Source organism: Leucobacter chromiireducens subsp. chromiireducens, assembly GCF_016758255.1.
In the GTDB taxonomy this organism is placed as follows: Bacteria; Actinomycetota; Actinomycetes; order Actinomycetales; family Microbacteriaceae; genus Leucobacter; species Leucobacter chromiireducens.
In genome coordinates, this window is the sequence record NZ_QYAD01000001.1 from 865,995 (window position 1) to 883,227 (window position 17,233).

Genomic DNA, 17,233 nt, shown 5'->3' on the forward strand with positions numbered 1-17,233 from the left:
GATGCTGCACGTGGATCGTCAGTCCTCGAAGCGCAGCGCGCGCGCGATCAGCGCCTCCTGCTCCACCGCGTGCACCTTGGCGGAGCCGGTGGACGGCGCTGCGGATGCGGTACGCGAGATGACGTCAATGCGATCGTTTGCGAGGTGCTTCGAGAGCTCGAGCGAGATGAAGGGCCAAGCGCCCTGGTTCTCCGGCTCATCCTGTACCCAGACGAGATCGGCGCCGCTGTACTGCGTGAGGACGCGACCGACCTCGACGATCGGCATCGGGTAGTACTGCTCGACGCGCACGATCGCAATCCGCGGATCCGGGTTCTTGTCGAGCGCAACGCGCAGATCGTAGTAGATCTTGCCCGAGACGAGCAGCACGCGCTGCACGGCCGACTTGTCGTCGACCTTCGGGTCATCGAGCACCGGCTGGAAGTGCCCGGTCGTGAAGTCCTCAACGCTCGAAGTTGCGCCGCGCAGGCGCAGCATCGACTTCGGGGTGAACACCACGAGCGGCTTGCGCGGGCGTGCGTACGCCTGACGGCGCAGCAGGTGGAAGTAGTTCGCCGGCGTCGACGGGCGCGCGACAATCATGTTGTCCTCGGCGCACAGCTGGAGGTAGCGCTCGATGCGCGCGGACGAGTGATCCGGGCCCTGGCCCTCGTAACCGTGCGGCAGCAGCATCACGACGGAGGAGCGCTGGCCCCACTTCTGCTCGGCTGCGGCGATGTACTCGTCGACGACCGCCTGCGCGGTGTTCGCGAAGTCGCCGAACTGTGCTTCCCACAGCACGAGAGCATCCTCGCGCTGCAGCGAGTAGCCGTACTCGTACGCGAGCGCGGCGTACTCGGAGAGCAGCGAGTCGTAGATCCAGAAGCGTGCCTGCTCCTCAGAGAGGTTGAGCAGCGGGATCCACTCCTGGCCGTTCGCGCGGTCGTGGAACACGGCGTGCCGCTGGGCGAAGGTGCCACGGCGGGCATCTTGACCAGCGAAGCGCACCGCGGTGCCCTCCATGAGCAGCGAGCCGAGGGCCAGCAGCTCGCCGAAGCCCCAGTCGATGCCGCCCTCGCGGCTCATCTCCGCGCGCTTGTTGAGCAGCTGCTGCAGCTTCTGGTGCACGGTGAAGCCCGCGGGCTTGTTCGCGTGCGCGTCACCGATGCGCTCGATCACGCTGCGGTCGACTGCCGTCTCGAGCGGTGCGGGGCCGGGGCCACCAATTTCGGCGACCTGTCCGATCCCACTCTGATCGATGATCGGGATCGAACCCGTCTGCGCCGCGTGCGTCTCCTGGAATGCAAGCTCCAGGCGATCCTGGAAGTCCTGCTTCGCCTTCTCGTACTCCTCCTCGGTGATATCACCGCGGCCGACGAGCGCGCTCGTGTAGAGGCGTCGGGTCGAGCGCTTCGCCTCGATCAGATCCGTCATGAGCGGCTGCGTCATCGAGGGATCGTCGCCCTCGTTGTGGCCGCGGCGGCGGTAGCAGATGAGGTCGATGATGACGTCGATGTGGAAGCGCTGGCGGAACTCGTAAGCGAGCTTCGCGACGCGCACGACCGACTCGGGGTCGTCGCCGTTCACGTGGAAGATAGGCGACTGGACGACCTTGCCGACGTCCGAGGAGTACACGGCGGAGCGCGAGTCCATCGGCAGCGTGGTGAAGCCCACCTGGTTGTTGATGATGATGTGGATCGTGCCGCCCGTGCGGTAGCCGCGCAGCTGCGACATCTGCAGCGTCTCGTAGACAACGCCCTGACCGGCCATCGCCGCGTCACCGTGCACGAGGATCGGCAGGGTGGTGAACGAGCCGATGGGCTTCAGGTCCTGCTTCGCGCGCACGATGCCCTCGAGCACGCCGTTCACGGTCTCCAGGTGCGAGGGGTTAGCGGCGAGGTGGATCGGCACCTGCGTACCGTTCGGCGCAGTGAACACGCCGGAAGTGCCGAGGTGGTACTTCACGTCGCCCGAGCCGGCCTTCGCGGACTGCGCGCCCTCGAACTCGCGGAAGATCTGCCCGTAGGTCTTCCCCGCGATGTTGGAGAGCACGTTGAGGCGGCCGCGGTGGGCCATGCCGACGTCGACCGAATCGACGCCGTCCTCAGCCGCGTCGATGAGCATGGCATCGAGCAGCGGAATGACGGATTCGCCGCCCTCCAAGCTGAAGCGCTTCTGGCCGACGTACTTCGTCTGCAGGAAGGTCTCGAAGGCCTCGGCCTCGTTGAGCTTCTCGAGAATGCGCATCTGCTCATCGCGGCTCGGCTTCGCGTAGTTCACCTCGAGCTGCTCGCGCAGCCAGAGCCGCTGCGCGGGATCCTGGATGTGCATGTACTCGATGCCGATCTTGCGGCAGTAGGAATCGCGCAGCACGCCGAGGATATCGCGCAGCTTCATGCTCCGCTGCCCGCCGATGCCGCCGGTGACGAACTCACGGTCGAGGTCCCAGAAGGTGAGGCCGTGCGACTCGATTTCGAGGTCGGGGTGCGTGCGCTGCACGTACTCGAGCGGGTCGGTGTCGGCCATGAGGTGGCCGCGCACGCGGAAGGAGTTGATGAGCTCCTGCACGCGCGCCGACTTGTCGACCGCGCCGGAGATGTCGACGTGAATATCGGACGCCCACTGCACCGGCTTGTAGGGGATACGCAGCGCGGCGAAGATCTCCTCGTAGAAGCGGTGGCCGCCGGTGAGGCGCTCATGCACGAGCTTCAGGAACTCGCCCGATCCCGCACCCTGAATGACGCGGTGGTCGTACGTGCTCGTCAGCGTGATCGTCTTCGAGATGCCGAGCTGGGTGAGCACTTCCTCCGATGCGCCCTGGAACTCGGCCGGGTACTCGAGCGCGCCCGCGCCGATGATGCAGCCCTGGCCCTGCATGAGGCGCGGAACCGAGTGCACGGTGCCGATGCCGCCGGGGTTCGTCAGTGAAACGGTGCCGCCCTGGAAATCGCTCGCGGTGAGCTTGCCGCCGCGGGCGCGCTTCACGAGATCCTCGTACGCGGCGAGGTACTCGTTGAAGTCGAGGGTTTCCGCGCGCTTCACGACCGGAACCATGAGTGAGCGCGTGCCGTCGGGCTTCGGGAGATCGATGGCGATGCCAATACCGACGTGCGCGGGCACGAGGAGCGAGGGCTTGCCGTCGACCTCGGTGTACGCGACGTTCTGGCTCGGGAACTCCTTCAGCGTCTGGATCAGCGCCCAGCCGATCAGGTGCGTGAAGGAGACCTTGCCGCCGCGGCTGCGACGCAGGTGGTTGTTGATGACGATGCGGTTGTCGATGAGCAGCTTCGCCGGGATCGTGCGCACACTCGTTGCCGTGGGAACGGTGAGCGACTGATCCATGTTTTTCGAGAGTGTGCGCGCCATGCCTTTGAGCGGGGTGACCACATCCTCGTGCGTCTCGGGAGCCTCGGGCTCAACCGGAGTGCGTGCGGCGCGCGGTGCGCGGGGCGCGTCAGCGGGAATCGGCGTTTGGCGCGGCGCAGTATTCGTGGTGCGCGCAGGCTGCGCGGGGGTAGTCACCGGCGCAGTGGCGGGTGGTGCTGCGGGGGGCGGCGTCGTCGCTGCCGGAGCTGCCGGGGCCGCACTGCCCTGCTGCGTGCTCTCTCCGGAGGCTACGGTTGCGCCGTATCGCTCCAGCACCGGCCACCACGATTGGTCGACCGAGTTCTTGTCGACCTGGAACTGTTTCCACAATTCATCGACGAGCCAAGCATTTGCGCCAAAATCTTCTGCGGGACCCGCCTGGTCGGGGGTCTCCGTGCGCTCTGCCAAAGCGATTCCTCTCGGTCGTGCCATTTGTGTGGCAAGTTTCCTGGATCGGGGTGCAGCACCGTAGCCGTACCACACACCAGCCTACGCCTTTCCCGGGGAACTTTCGGCAACACTCCCTCGCACGTTTCCCAGTGGGTGCTGATAAAATCGTCTGACCATGGATGCTGATTCTCGAAGACCCTCCGACCCTCCGAGTAGTTGCCGCGCGCTGGCGCGGCAACCTGAACGTCTGGGGAGTCGCAGGTGAACGACTGGCTCCTTCTGCTGATCGGCCTCATTCTGACTGTCGGCACCGGCATTTTTGTCGCCGCCGAGTTTTCCTTGGTCGCCCTTGATCGACAGGATCTCGAGCGGCGCCGAGAGAGCGGCGAGCGTGGCCTCGACCGTGTCATTCGCGGGCTCTCGATCACCTCGACGCACCTCTCCAGTGCGCAGCTCGGCATCACGCTCACCACGCTGCTTGCCGGCTACACGCTCGAACCCTCGATCAGTAGCTTCTTGAACGGTCCGCTCGGCGCGCTCGGCGTGCCCGAGGAGTTGCGTCGCGCGATCAGCGCCCCGGTGGCCATCGCGCTTGCGACGGTGTTCTCGATGATCGTGGGTGAGCTTGTGCCCAAGAATTTTGCGCTGGCTCGTCCCCTCGCGACCGCGAAGCTCGTGATGCCCGCGCAGGCAGCGTTTACGGCCACCTTCAAGCCCGCAGTTCTGGTGCTGAACGGCAGCGCGAACGGCATGCTCCGCGCCATCGGCATCGAGCCGAAGGAAGAGCTGTCCGGTGCGCGCTCGGCCGAGGAGCTGTCCTCGCTCGTGCGGCACTCCGCGAGCGCCGGCCTGCTGGAGGCCGACACGGCGACCCTGCTCGACCGCACGCTCCGTTTCTCCGAGCTGACCGCCGCCGACGTGATGACGCCGCGGCTGAAGATCGAGAGCGTGCAGCGGCTCGAGCCGGCCCAGGCTGTGCTCGAGCTCTCCGGCCGGTCGGGGTACTCGCGATTCCCGGTGATCGATGAAGACCGGGATGACATCGTGGGCGTGGTGCACGTGAAGCACGCGGTCGCCGTGCCGCGCGCAAAGCGCGGCGAGGTGCCGGTTGCGGCGCTCGTTGAAGACGTGGTGCGCGTGCCCGACACGATGCGGCTCGACCAGCTGCTCGGCGCGCTCCGCTCGAGCGGCTTCCAGCTCGCCATCGTTGTGGACGAGTACGGCGGCACCGCCGGCATCGTGACGCTCGAGGACCTCGTCGAGGAAATCGTCGGCGAAGTCGCGGATGAGCACGACCGTGCGGCGGCTGGCGTCGTTGGCACGGCCGAGGAGATGACGTTCCCCGCAGACCTGCGCCCTGACGAGGTGCGCGAGCAGACGGGGGTGGAGATCCCCGAGGACGATGACTACGACACGGTCGCGGGCTTTGTGCTTCGCGAGCTTGGCCGAATCCCCGAGGTGGGTGAGACCGTCGAGCTGGCCGACGGCGGTACCCTGCGCGTTGAGCGCATGGACGGGCGCCGGATCGCGCGACTGCGCTACACCGGTGCGCTGATTCCGGCGGACGCCGAAGAGCACGCCGAGCCCGAGAACGGAGGCGAACGATGAGCGACTGGATGGGACTCGTCTGGCTCGTGATCTTGCTGATCGCGAACGCCTTCTTTGTCGGTGCGGAGTTTGCGGTGATCTCCGCGCGGCGCTCGCAGATCGAACCGCGCGCCGAGGCCGGATCAAAGCGCGCGAAGACCGCGCTCTACGCGATGGAACACGCGACGCTGATGCTGGCCACGAGTCAGCTCGGCATCACGGTGTGTTCGCTGCTCATCCTGAACGTCTCGGAACCCGCGATCCACCACCTGCTCGAGGGGCCGCTATCGTGGACGGGGCTGTCGGCAGAGGTGGTCAGCATCACCGCGTTCGTGCTGACGCTGCTCATCGTCACCTACCTGCACGTCGTGTTCGGCGAGATGATCCCGAAGAACGCTGCGTTCTCGATTCCGGATCAGGCCGTGCTGCTGCTCGCGCCGCCGCTGGTCGCGGTGTCGCGGGTGTTCAAGCATGTCATCGCCGCACTCAATGCGATCGCGAACGGCGTGCTGCGCCTCTTCAAGGTGGAGCCGAAATCGGAAACGAACAGCACCTTCACGCTCGAGGAAGTCGCGAGTATCGTGAATCACTCCACACGCGAGGGCGTGTTGGAGGACCGCAGCGGCGCACTGACCGCGGCGTTCGAGTTCACCACGAAGCGTGCGGTTGACCTTCTCGTCCCTGAGGAGCGACTCATCGTGCTGCCGTGGGGCGCAACCCCGGAGGACGTCGACGCGGCAGTGGCGAAGCACGGCTTCTCGCGCTACCCGATCGCCGGTGAGAACGGCGGTCTCGCGGGCTACGTGCACATCAAGGACCTGGTGCGGCTGGGGGAGGAACGGATCACCGAGCCGATCCCCGCGAAGCGCATCCGCGAGATGGTCTCGCTGCACGCAGAGACTGAGCTGGAGGATGTGCTCGCGCGCATGCAGGCGCGGGGCATCCACCTCGCGCGCATCCACGATGCGGCCGGGACTGAGCTCGGCGTTGTCTTCTTGGAGGACGTCATTGAGGAGCTCGTCGGCGAGGTGCATGACGCGACGCGTCGACAGCGCCACATCGAACACTAGAACGTATCGGGGTGATCGCGGGTTCCGCGGTCACCCCGGCACGCTAGCGCGCAGTGAGTACCACGTGCGCAGCGACCTCGTCGATGCTCGGGTCTTCGCCCGCGTAGAAGGGGTTGTCGGGGACCGCGAGGTTGAGGTCGAACTCAACCGAGTCGGAGCCCAATACGGTGGGGGTGAGCTTCAGGCGGATCCCGGGTCGCTCGGCGCCGCCCACCGACAGCGTGCCGACGGCCGTGACCGTGCCGTCGGGACTGCCCTCGGGGCGAAGCACCGTTGGCTCGGTGAGGACAAAAGTGGCCTCGGGGAAACCGGCGAGCGCGAGGCCAAACTGTGCCTGGGTGATCACACCGTCGGTGAGCACTAGGAAACCGTGCGATTCGAGCTCGCCATCAACGGTGCCGCCGAGGGGAAGCGCGATCGGCTCAGTGAGCGTGGTCTCAGCGATTTCGTACTGGCGTTCGGCGGGTCGGGCCAGAAAGCCTGACTCCGCGGACGCACGCAGTTCGGTCGCCTGCGGCGCTGCTGCCTTTGGTGCGGGAGCGCAACCGGTGAGGCAGAGCGGGATCGATGCGGTCACCGCAGCGGCAAAGCCCAGCGTGCGTACCGAACGATTGACGGTCGAAGCCACCACCACCTCCTGCGCTCTGTCCGGGACAACCGGTGGAGAGCTTACGCGGGGAAGGTGGGAGCGCGCCGATAGCCCGGTGTGAAGCGATCAGGAGTCGCGCAGCGCGTCGACCGGTTCCACCCTGGCGGCCTTGATAGCCGGGTACCCGCCCGCGAGGAGACCCACGAGCGCGCCGACGACCACGCCGACGGGCGCGGCCCAGAGCGCGAGCACCGGTGTCCAGTTCTGCACGAGGCAGACCGCGATGAGCGCAAAGAGCCCCACCACCACACCGATGAGCCCGCCCAGGATGCCGATCGTCACCGACTCAAGCATGAACTGCTGCGCAATGTCACGGGTGCGAGCGCCCAGCGCGCGGCGCAGGCCGATCTCGCCGCGGCGCTCGGAGACCGAGAGCAGGGTGACGTTGGCGATACCAATGCCGCCGCCGATGAGAGCGACGATGCCGATTGCGAGGAACAGCACATTGATGTCTGACTCGACGTTGGCCTGAAGCGAGCTGGTGTTTGTGGGCGCGCCCACCTTGAACGCATCGGGGGAGTTCGGATTGAGCGCGATGGGAGCCTGCTTGGCCACCACGGACCCCGCGCCGACATCGATGCGGATGTCGAGGTTCTGCGCCGTGCCGAGCCCCAGCTCTGAGCGTGCGGTCTCGAGCGGCACGATGACGGAGTCGAGGAGTGTGGCGCGCGTGCCGACCTTCCCGAGGATCCCGATCACGGTGTAGGCCCTGCCGTCGACGAACACGGCCGGCTGGCCGGTGATACGGTTCACGCCGAGCCGCTTCGCCGCTTCGGCGCCGAGCACCGCGACGCGGTCGTGGCGTGCATCGTGACCTGCGTCAAAGAAGCGCCCCGCCCGGATCTTGCCCTGCACCACGTCGAGCAGCTCGGGGGAGGCCCCGAGCACGGGCGGCGACGCCTTCTGCGATTCGGAGGGGTCGGTGATCTGCACTGCCTCAACCTCGAGCGAGGCGGGCAGCTTCCCGATGAGTGCGGCGCTCTCCACGCCCGCAAGCGGCGTGACCCGGTCGACGGAGTCCCAGGGCAGCTTTGCGGTGGCGCGCTCCTTTCCGCCTGCGGCCTTGGTCGACCCTGGTTCAACCGTGACGCGCGTCGCGGCGAGCGCGTCGAACTGTTGCGAGATCTGACCCGCTGCGGTCTGCGCAAAACCGATGGTCGCGACGAGCGAGGCGATGCCGAGCACGGTGCCGATGAGCGTGATGACGAGCCGCGAAGGGCGTGAACCGATGCCCTCAAACGCCTCGTGGATCAGCGCCCGGAATGAGATGCGGCCGCTCATGACAGCTCCTGAAGTTCGCCGTCGCTGATGCGGACCCGGCGACGGGCCGCGTCAGCCACCTTGGCGTCGTGGGTGATCATGACGATGGTGAGGCCGTCGGCGCCGAGCTCGTCGAAGAGCCGCATGATGGACGCGGAGTTCTCACGGTCGAGGTTGCCCGTCGGCTCATCGGCGAGGAGGAGTCGCGGAGAGGTGCATACGGCGCGGGCGATGGCCACGCGCTGACGCTCGCCGCCCGAGAGCGTGTTCGGCGAGAAGTCGACGCGGTGGCTGAGACCCACGCGCTCGAGCGCAGTGCGGGCAAGCGGTTCGCGCTCCTCTCGGGTGAGGCCCGCGTAGGTGCCGGCAAGCATGACGTTCTCGAGCACGGTCCGTGTGGGCATGAGGTGAAACGATTGGAAGACGAACCCGACTGCCCGGCCGCGGAGTGCGGATCGCTGGTCGTCGCTCAGCTCGGAGACGTCGATCCCCTCGAAGAGAAAGCGGCCGGTGCTTGGGCGGTCGAGCAGGCCGAGCGTGTTCAGCATCGTCGACTTTCCCGAGCCAGACGGGCCGACAATCGCGAGGTAGTCTCCTCGCTCCACGGTGAGGTTCACGCCGCGCAGCGCGTTCACCGGCGGCGGGCCAGGGAAGAACCGCGTGACATCCTCCAGCTGGACGATCGGGCCGGCAAAGTCAGGGTTGCCCGCTGCAAGTGCGCCACCGTCGCTCTGCGCCTCGCGCGCGTTCGCGCGGGCGCGCTTGCGCGCGCGGCGCACCACATCGCGGTCTCGCTCAGGCTTCGCGGACTCGTCCGGCGTGGGTTCCGCGCCAGCCGGCTCCGACTCGGCGAAGAGCGCCTCGACCGAGCTCATCGACCAACCACGACGCGGGCACCCGCGGTGATCCGCGAGTCATCGGAGGTGATCTCAACGTAGCCGTCAGCCGCAAGGCCGGTCTTGACCTTGACGATCTCAGTCTTCGCGTCAGCGCCCTGGTCTTCCGAGACGAGTAGCTCGACGCGATCCTCGCCGCTCGAACCTGCGGACAGCGCCGCGATGGGCACCGCGAGCACCTCGCCGTCGGTTGCCGCGACGGGCACCCGAACGCGCACGTTGGTGCCGCGGAGCGCGTCGATCTGTTCGGGCTTCAGGTCCACGGGCGTGAGACGTACCGTGTAGCGGCTCGAGTCGCCGCCCGCGGAACCACCGCCGCCACCGGCGTTGCCGCCCTCGCCGCCGGACTCCCCTTCGCCCGCGGCCTTCTTGCTCTTCGGTGCGACGATCTGCGCCACCTTCGCGGTGAGATCGGTTCCGTCGGGCCCCGGATACGTTGCGATGAGGCCCTCGCTCAGCAGCTCAGCGTCCTGCTTTGAGATGCTGCCCTCGATGGTGAGGGTGGCGCCCGACACCGTCATCGGCGAACCGGAGAGGATGTCGCCGCGCGCAACCGACACCTCGTCCACGCGGCGGGGGAGCCCCCCGAGGAACAGTGCCTCGCTCGAGGGGAGCGTGGGCAGTACGCCCTGCTGCGCGGTCGCGAGCGCGTCCTGTGCGTCGACGAGCGCATCGTTTGCCGAGGTCACGGCAGCCTGCTCAGAGAGGAGATTCTTCGCGCCGCCCGACGTCGCCTCCTGAAGTGCGGCCTGCGCCTGCGCGAGCTGCACGCCCGCGTCTCGTGCCGCGCGTTCGGCGGTCTGGAGCGTTTCCTGCGCCTGGCTTCCGCCCGCTGGTGCCGAGTACCCGATCTGCTCGTAGAGCGCGCCGAGCGCGGTTGCCGTGTCGTACTCGAACACGTCGGAAGCGGTGTCGCCCGCCCAGAAACCCATCCCGTCGAGTGCCTGCTTCAGCTGCGTCACATCCGGGCCGCGCATCCCGATGCTCAGCGTGCGGTAGGCGGGGAGTGCGCCGGGGAGCACGATGACTGGTCGCCCGGCCACCTCAAGCGCGATGTTCGCTGCGTTGAGCACCGTGCCGACCTCGGGCACGTGGCCCGTGACAACGGGGCGGTCTTCCGAGCCCGCGGCGTCGAGCGTGACGCTCACGGCGTCCGCGTACGTTACCTCGCCGCGGGTCACCACGGTGTTCTCGAGCTCGCGCTCCTCGATGGGCGCCGTGACCGGTCCAGCCTTCGGCGGCGCAGTGCGTGCGGCGAGCTCCGCAGGGGAGACGATGAACTGCATCACGGCAACGCCGATCAGCAGCGAGACGACCGCGACCGCGGCGATGAGCCCAACGAGTCGGGTCCCCGACCAGTTCCCCCGCAACCCGCGACGCGCACGCCCCGGTGCGGCGTCTGTGCCGTCGCTCGACGGCTCGCCAGCCTCGGTGAGGTCGGCCGAGGTGACCGTCGAATCGGCAGGCTGCTGCGCCGCCCGGGCACGCTTGCGCTTCGGGCGCTGGGGGAACTTCACCGGAGTTAGTCCTTCTTCTTCGTGCTGTACTTCGAGGTCAGTGCCTCGAGCTCGGACTTGTGCTCGTCAACAAACTTCTGCTGCGCGTCGAACATGATCTTCTGCTCGGTCTTTTCGAAGTCGACCTTCTTCTTGCAGCTGAAGTCTGCGGTGGCCATCTCGATCTCGCGCTTCTGGAACTCGTCCTTCTGCTTCTTGCTCGGCTCCTTGTACTCCTCGTCCGTGGACTCACCCAGGCTGTAGTACTCCTCGTTCATGGAGTTCTGAGCGGTCATGGGGGACGTGAGGTCAGGGTAGCCCGCATCAGCCATGCAGTCTGACCACTTCGTGTTCAGCTTCTCAATCTCGGGGCTCAGGTTCTCCTCGTCCCACATGCCGTTGTACATCTCGTTCATCGCGGCGAAGAGATCAGCGAACTCGGGGTCCTCGTAGGCCCCGGCCATGTCGCCGTTCACCTCGTGCTGTGCGGCGCCGTAGCAGCCCTCCTGCGTCCAGTCGCTCTGGTAGCTGCCGCTCTCCTCCATCTCGGCCATCTGCTCTTCGGTGGGGCCGGTGCCGTGGAGGGTCTCGTAGAAGGCCTGCTGCTCGGAGTCGCTGAGCGACTCAACGTACTTCTGGTTCGGATCAACCTGCTCCTCGCCGGGCTCTTCGGGCTGGTCGTTCATGCCCGGCCAGTTGACGATGCCGTAGCCGTACTCCTTGACGAACTCTTCACTGCCCCACGCCGGGCCGTCCTGTTCGTCTTCCGAGGAGATGACCACGCCGCCTGACTGCGTGTTGGGCTTGTACTCGAAGCCCTCCTTCGTCATGCACTCGGCGACGAGCTCTTCGATCTTCAGCTGATCCTTGTCGAGCTTCTCCTGCGTGTACTCCTCGCCGTCCCAGAGCACGGAGAGGTACTTGTCGAGCGGCCCCTCCTCAACCTCGGCGTTCGACCCGCCCTTCGCGGAGCTGCAGCCGCTGAGCGCGAGCGCAGCGATCGCCAGAGACGCGGGAAGCCAAATGCGTGCGGAACGTGTGCGTGAAGACATGCCACCTCGATTGTGAGTAGTTCGTTGCAGAGACCCCGCAACACATGAGTAGTTCGTCAAGCTAGCACAGCGACGGCGGCGCGAGCGTCGTTTTCCACAAGGTCGGTACCCGGGTACTACGGTCGAATGTGAAAACTGCGCACGCCTGTGTGCCCGGCGAGCCCTCCGCGCAGACTATGCGCACGAAACCGTGCGCCACATCCCTCAGCTGAGGGGTCTGCGCTGGGCGTTTATACTGGGGCGCATGCACACTCCGCAGTTTGGCGCCGCTTCCGCGCCTCGCTCTCGCTCGTGCCGCGCGCATGTCCAGCTCGGCTGAGACCCGCACGCCCGCCTGGTCGCTCCCCGCATGGGTTGAGCGTTCGCCAGTCCGGGCGAAGATTGCGCGCTGGGCACTCGGCACGCGCTTCGTCGATCCGCCCATTCGCGGCTTCGCGTTGCTCCTCGGCCTGTCCGGGCTGCTTCCTTCCGCTGCGGAGAGTTCGGAACCGCTCTACCTCCTGTTTCACTACGCATCGGGCCTGCTCGTCATCGCGAGTGCGTTTATCCCGCTCGCGAGCGGCACGGTTGCCGCCGCGCTCTTCGTGGTGTTCCTCTTCGTCTTCCCCGAATACCTCAACCCGTTCTATACGGCGCTCGAGTTCGCTTCGGGGCTGCTGCTCGTGCGGTTTGCGTGGCGCTGGTCGCTCGTGATGCTCGGTGTGCTGGTGGGAGCTGGCTGGTTGGCTCGCACACTCACCCCGGAGACCGCGATGCCGCTCGGGATGCAGCTCTACTCGTGGGCGTACATCGCGCTGCTCGGTGCTGCGGCGTACCTGGTCGAGGCCCGCATCCGCCGCGAGATCGCGCAACGTGAGCAGAACGCACGTGATCACGAGCGGGAACTCCAACGGATGCGCTTGGGCGTCGCGACGGACGTGCACGACACGGTGTCGCACGGTCTCGCCACTCAGCTCGCCATCGTGCGCTTGCTCTCGGTTGAGCAGGACCGCGATGAGTCCGCGCGCATGCTGGGCGAACTCGCGGTGCGCACGGAGAGTGCGCAGGACGAGCTCCGCGCGCTGCTTACCGGGCTGCACGGGGGAAACGGTGCTGGCGCGCCGGCGGTGCCGGTGGGGGCCGCCGAGCTGAGAAGCGCCGTGGCGCGGCTCAGTGAGGCCGCTGCGGCGGGCGGATCCCGCATCGTCACCACATATGGTGAGTTGCCCGAGGCGATTCGCGCAGACACGCTCGATGACGCAGTGTTTGTGCTCCGCGAATTGGTCACCAACATCATCAAGCACGCCTCTGGTGAGGGGGAGCGTGCGCTTCGCGTGCGCACGATCACTGATGCCCGGGGCACGTGGCTGCTGCTTGCGTCGGAGAATCCGGTGGCGAGCCCCGTCACCCAGGTGCCCTGGAGCCTCTCGGCTCGCGTCACCCAGCGCGGTGGCGTGTGCGAGGCAGAGACCGTGCAGGATCGCTACGGTGTGCGCGTGCTCCTGCCGCTCAGCGGCGCGCAGATTTCCACACACGGTTTGGCTTCGGAATCGTCCCCCGAGCGGGGGATGCTGGATTCTGGGAAGGTCGATGAAATGAGGGTGTGAAAGCCCTCTTTGCTACTCTTGCCGCCACTGTCCTGCTGCTGCTCGGAGCGGTCGCTCAGCCCGCCTCAGCGACCGCGAATACGGAGGCGGTGACGATGGTCTCGGCCGAGGTGCTCGGCGCGACCGGCGTGGGTGCCGACGAGGCAAGCGACGGCGGCATCAATCTCATGGGAGACGAGATCATTCCTGGCGATCCGTATGCTGGCCAGGAAGATGCGCGCGCCACGCTTGCCGAGTGCAAGTTCTGGTTCATCCACAACAAGCCCCTGTACCGAAAGTACTGCCTGTGAGTTTCCCCGCCCCCGCTGCTGCACCCGCTCCGCTTCGCGTGCTCGTCGTCGACGATGATCCGTGGACCACGCGCGCGGTTGTGCACGCACTCGCAGGGGATCCGGGCCTCAGCCCGCTCGTCCCCGTACACAGCGGAGAGGCGGCGGTTGCGGCCTACGAGGAGCACCGGCCGGATGTGGTGCTCATGGACCTCAGCATGCCCCCCGGAATGAGTGGGGTCGAGGCGACCGCGCTCATCCGGCGGGTGAACCCCGACGCGTGCGTCGTGGTGCTCACGACCGTGTCGCCCGGGCCCGGGGTGGCGCGTGCGCTCGAGGCCGGAGCGATCTGCGCGCTGCAGAAGACCGCGCCGCCGGACACCCTGTGCGCTGCCGTGAAGCTTGCGGCTGAGGGCGGGGCGCCCACCCTGCTGAAGCGACTCGCGAGCGACATCTCGATCGCGGGGGATACGCTCCCGGACGCGCCGATCGTTGCTCCGGTGCTCACCCCGTCGGAGTACGCAATCCTCTTGCTGGTGTGCGAGGGCCGCAGCTATGAGGAGATCGCCGAGTCGCAGGGCATTACGGTGTGGACCGCGAAGTCGCACGTGAAGCGGCTCCGCGAGAAGCTCGCCGCCGAGAACCTCGCGCAACTCGTGGTGCGCGCGCTTCAGTTCCGCTTTATTGGCGGCTGAGCGCGCGGCACCACGCGAGCCGAGCTAGCGCGCGGCCGTCTCGATCAAGCGAGTGAGCTGAGCGCCCACGCGCTCGAACTCGATGAGAAACGCGTCGTGCCCGAACGGGGAATCGATGCGGGTGGCCTGATCCCCATCGAGACTGCCCGGAGTGTGCCGCGCGATCTCGTCTTGTCCCTCGATCGTGAAGAGCCGATCGCTCGGGATGCCGATGATGAGCGTCGGCAGATCGAGGGTTGAGAGCGCCGCGCGCACACCGCCACGACCGCGCCCGACATCGTGGGAGTTCATGGCTTGCACGAGCGTGACGTAGCTGCCTGCGTCGAAGCGGCGCGTGAACTTGTTTCCGTGGAAGTCGAGGTACGACTCCACCGCGAAGCGGCCGCCGCCGCCGAGCGGGCTCACCGCCGACTGCCAGGACCGGCCGAAGCGCTCGTCGAGCTCCGTGTTGCTGCGGTAGTTCAGGAGCGCGAGGCGGCGCGCGGTGGCGAGGCCGTGATGCGGGCCGATCCCATCGGGGGCGTCGTAGTAGTTCCCCTCGCGGAAGCTGGGATCGGAGCGGATCGCCTCGAGCTGCACGAGATTCAGGCCGATCTGATCCGCCGTCGTGACGGGTGGCGCGGCGATGACCGCGAGCCGGTCGACGCGATCACGGTGAGTGATGCCCCACTCCAGCGCGTGCATGCCGCCCATCGAGCCGCCGATGACGGTGTGGAATCGGTCAATGCCGAGCTCGTCGGCGAAGCGGGCGGTTGCTGCGACCTGGTCGCGCACGGTCAGGTACGGGAAGCGGCCGCCCCACTCCTGCCCCTCGGGGGAGAGCGAAGCGGGGCCCGTGCTGCCCTGGCAGCCGCCTAGCACGTTCGGCGCGATGATACAGAACCGATCGGTGTCGAGCGGGCGCCCGGGCCCCACGATCTCGGTCCACCAGCCATCGGTGGGATGCCCCGGCCCGGCCGAGCCGACCAGGTGGCTGTCGCCCGTGAGCGCGTGGAACACGAGGATCGCGTTGTCGCGCGCTTCGTTCAGTTCACCGAAGGTCTCGTAGGCGATCCGCACCGCGGGGAGCTCCCCGCCGAACTCGGTGGCGAAGGCGCCGATCGATACGAACTGCCGCGCCCCGACCGGGTCGCCATCACGCCACGCACCAGAGATCGGGGGGCGACCCATGAGTGCGCGCAGCTGCGCGTCGGTGATGAAGTCGGTGGGAAACGAATCCTCAGGGGTCTGCCAGTCCATAGCTCCTCATTGTGCCCGTCCTGCGGGGCGGGCGGGTGAATATTACGACGCGGGGGTGGGGTGCTGTTGAAAACACCCCACCCCCGCGTGGAAACTGTGCCCTGGTGGGCGCGCGCCGTGCCCGTGTTACGCGCGTGCCGCCGCAACGACCGCGCGTGCGGCAGCGAAGCCCTTCTCCAGGTCCGCCTTGATGTCGTCGATGTGCTCGAGACCCACCGAGAGGCGCACGAGGCCGGGCGTCACACCAGCCGTGAGCTGCTGCTCGGGCGTGAGCTGCGAGTGCGTGGTCGACGCGGGGTGGATGATCAGCGAGCGGACGTCGCCGATGTTCGCGACGTGGCTGAACAGCTCGACGTTCTCGACGACCGCGCGGCCGGCGTCGACCCCGCCCTTCAGCTCGAACGAGAGCACGGCGCCTACGCCCTTCGGCGCGTACTGGTTCGCCGCGGCGTACCAGGGGCTCGTGGGGAGGCCGGAGTAGTAGACCGTTGCGACATCGTCGTGCGAGTCGAGCCACTCGGCGATCGCCTGCGCGTTCTGCACGTGACGCTCAATGCGCAGCGACAGGGTTTCGATGCCCTGGAGCAGCAGCCAGGCGCTCAGTGGCGCGATGGCGGAACCGAGGTCGCGCAGCAGCTGCACGCGGGCCTTGATAATGTACGCGATCGGATCGCCCACCGCGCCCGTGTAGCTGACGCCGTTGTAGGAGGGATCCGGCTCGGTGAGCCCCGGGAACTTGTCCGCGTGCTGCGACCAGGGGAAGGTGCCGCCATCGACGATCACGCCGCCGAGGGTCGTGCCGTGGCCCCCCAGGAACTTGGTTGCCGAGTGCAGCACGATGTCGGCACCGTGCTCGAACGGGCGCACGAGGTACGGGCTTGCGACGGTGTTGTCGACGATCAGGGGGAGGTGGTTCTCGTGCGCCACGTCCGCGACCGCGCGGATGTCCAGCACGTTCGAGCGCGGGTTCGCGATCGACTCGGCGAAGAAGAGCTTCGTGTTCGGGCGCACGGCGCGCTGCCACGCGGCGGGGTCGTCCTGATCCTCAACGAAGGTGACCTCGATGCCGAGCTTGGCAAGCGAGTACTTGAACAGGTTGTACGTGCCGCCGTAGATGGAGCTGGAGGAGACGATGTGGTCGCCGGCGTTGGCGATGTTCAGCACGGCGAACGTCGACGCAGCCTGGCCGCTCGCGAGGAGGAGCGCTCCCGTGCCGCCCTCAAGCGCGGCGATGCGCTGCTCGGCGACTTCCTGGGTCGGGTTCGTGATGCGGGTGTAGATGGGGCCGAGCTCGGCGAGCGCGAAGCGGTTCGCGGCCTGCGCCGAGTCCTCGAACACGAACGCCGTGGTCTGGTGGATCGGCAGTGCGCGCGAACCCGTCGTCGGGTCGGGCTCCTGGCCGGCGTGGATCTGCTTGGTCTCAAAGCCCCAAACGTTCTGATCAGTCATGGTTGCTCCTTGATGCGTGTGCGCCTGGCGGCGGGAAAAGTCTGTGACGGGTGAGGGAGGTGCTGCTGGGAACGAGCGTACGAGGTTCCGCGCACCCGAGGCAACGCGGGGCGACACTGCGCGTAATGAAACCGGCGCGTGCGTGGACGCTACGCTGGCAGCAACACCGGGCAGTACCGGGCAGTACCGGGGCAGTACCCGGCAGCGGTGCGGTGCGCCGACGCCGGAATGACGTGCAAGGACAGGAATG

General features: G+C 67.3%; 13 protein-coding genes. 5 read left to right on the forward strand and 8 right to left on the reverse strand.

Annotation, left to right across the window (positions count from 1 at the left end):
* Positions 1-18 precede the first annotated feature (18 nt).
* Positions 19-3,753 (reverse strand): multifunctional oxoglutarate decarboxylase/oxoglutarate dehydrogenase thiamine pyrophosphate-binding subunit/dihydrolipoyllysine-residue succinyltransferase subunit, encoded by a 3,735-nt coding sequence (locus D3226_RS04100; protein WP_237462225.1) that lies wholly within the window; start codon positions 3,751-3,753, stop codon positions 19-21.
* Positions 3,754-3,996: 243 nt separating this feature from the next.
* On the opposite strand from D3226_RS04100, the gene D3226_RS04105 reads away from it, so the two are divergent.
* On the forward strand, positions 3,997-5,343 hold the full coding sequence (locus D3226_RS04105; RefSeq protein WP_202381093.1) for a CNNM domain-containing protein: 1,347 nt from the start codon (positions 3,997-3,999) through the stop codon (positions 5,341-5,343).
* Positions 5,340-6,392 carry a hemolysin family protein gene (locus D3226_RS04110; protein WP_202381094.1) on the forward strand — a complete coding sequence of 351 codons (1,053 nt, stop codon included), beginning with the start codon at positions 5,340-5,342 and terminating at the stop codon, positions 6,390-6,392. The genes D3226_RS04105 and D3226_RS04110 overlap by 4 nt, the downstream gene beginning before the upstream one ends.
* A 43-nt stretch (positions 6,393-6,435) precedes the next feature.
* On the opposite strand, the gene D3226_RS04115 is transcribed toward D3226_RS04110, so the two are convergent.
* The 5 genes from D3226_RS04115 to D3226_RS04135 all read right to left on the reverse strand — a co-directional run bounded on the left by D3226_RS04115 (position 6,436) and on the right by D3226_RS04135 (position 11,745).
* Positions 6,436-7,020, reverse strand: a complete 585-nt coding sequence (locus tag D3226_RS04115) for a hypothetical protein (RefSeq protein ID WP_202381095.1) — start codon at positions 7,018-7,020, stop codon at positions 6,436-6,438.
* An 87-nt stretch (positions 7,021-7,107) separates the two neighbouring features.
* A complete protein-coding gene (locus D3226_RS04120; RefSeq protein ID WP_202381096.1) occupies positions 7,108-8,322 on the reverse strand; it encodes an ABC transporter permease in 1,215 nt (404 codons plus the stop codon).
* Complete coding sequence (locus D3226_RS04125) at positions 8,319-9,176, reverse strand: ATP-binding cassette domain-containing protein (protein ID WP_202381097.1); 858 nt, start codon at positions 9,174-9,176, stop codon at positions 8,319-8,321. Before D3226_RS04125 ends, D3226_RS04120 begins: the two co-directional genes overlap by 4 nt.
* A complete protein-coding gene (locus D3226_RS04130) occupies positions 9,173-10,714 on the reverse strand; it encodes an efflux RND transporter periplasmic adaptor subunit (RefSeq protein ID WP_202381098.1) in 1,542 nt (513 codons plus the stop codon). Before D3226_RS04130 ends, D3226_RS04125 begins: the two co-directional genes overlap by 4 nt.
* A 5-nt stretch (positions 10,715-10,719) precedes the next feature.
* Positions 10,720-11,745 carry a hypothetical protein gene (locus D3226_RS04135; RefSeq protein ID WP_202381099.1) on the reverse strand — a complete coding sequence of 342 codons (1,026 nt, stop codon included), beginning with the start codon at positions 11,743-11,745 and terminating at the stop codon, positions 10,720-10,722.
* Between the two features lie 260 nt (positions 11,746-12,005).
* Here D3226_RS04135 and D3226_RS04140 point away from each other — a divergent pair, with 260 nt between their 5' ends.
* The 3 genes from D3226_RS04140 to D3226_RS04150 are packed head-to-tail and all read left to right on the forward strand — an operon-like array spanning position 12,006 to position 14,295.
* Positions 12,006-13,331 carry a sensor histidine kinase gene (locus tag D3226_RS04140; protein ID WP_202381100.1) on the forward strand — a complete coding sequence of 442 codons (1,326 nt, stop codon included), beginning with the start codon at positions 12,006-12,008 and terminating at the stop codon, positions 13,329-13,331.
* Entirely contained in the window at positions 13,328-13,621 is a 294-nt protein-coding gene (locus D3226_RS04145) for a hypothetical protein (protein WP_202381101.1), read from the forward strand. Before D3226_RS04140 ends, D3226_RS04145 begins: the two co-directional genes overlap by 4 nt.
* Positions 13,618-14,295 (forward strand): response regulator transcription factor, encoded by a 678-nt coding sequence (locus D3226_RS04150; protein WP_337248892.1) that lies wholly within the window; start codon positions 13,618-13,620, stop codon positions 14,293-14,295. The genes D3226_RS04145 and D3226_RS04150 overlap by 4 nt, the downstream gene beginning before the upstream one ends.
* Positions 14,296-14,319: 24 nt before the next feature.
* Here D3226_RS04150 and metX read toward each other — a convergent pair whose 3' ends face one another.
* Together metX and D3226_RS04160 are read right to left on the reverse strand one after the other, a co-directional pair.
* Positions 14,320-15,534 carry a homoserine O-acetyltransferase MetX gene (metX, locus tag D3226_RS04155; protein WP_202381102.1) on the reverse strand — a complete coding sequence of 405 codons (1,215 nt, stop codon included), beginning with the start codon at positions 15,532-15,534 and terminating at the stop codon, positions 14,320-14,322.
* A gap of 126 nt (positions 15,535-15,660) precedes the next feature.
* Positions 15,661-16,983, reverse strand: coding sequence for a bifunctional o-acetylhomoserine/o-acetylserine sulfhydrylase (locus D3226_RS04160; protein WP_202381103.1), 1,323 nt, complete (start codon positions 16,981-16,983; stop codon positions 15,661-15,663).
* Positions 16,984-17,233: the final 250 nt, after the last annotated feature.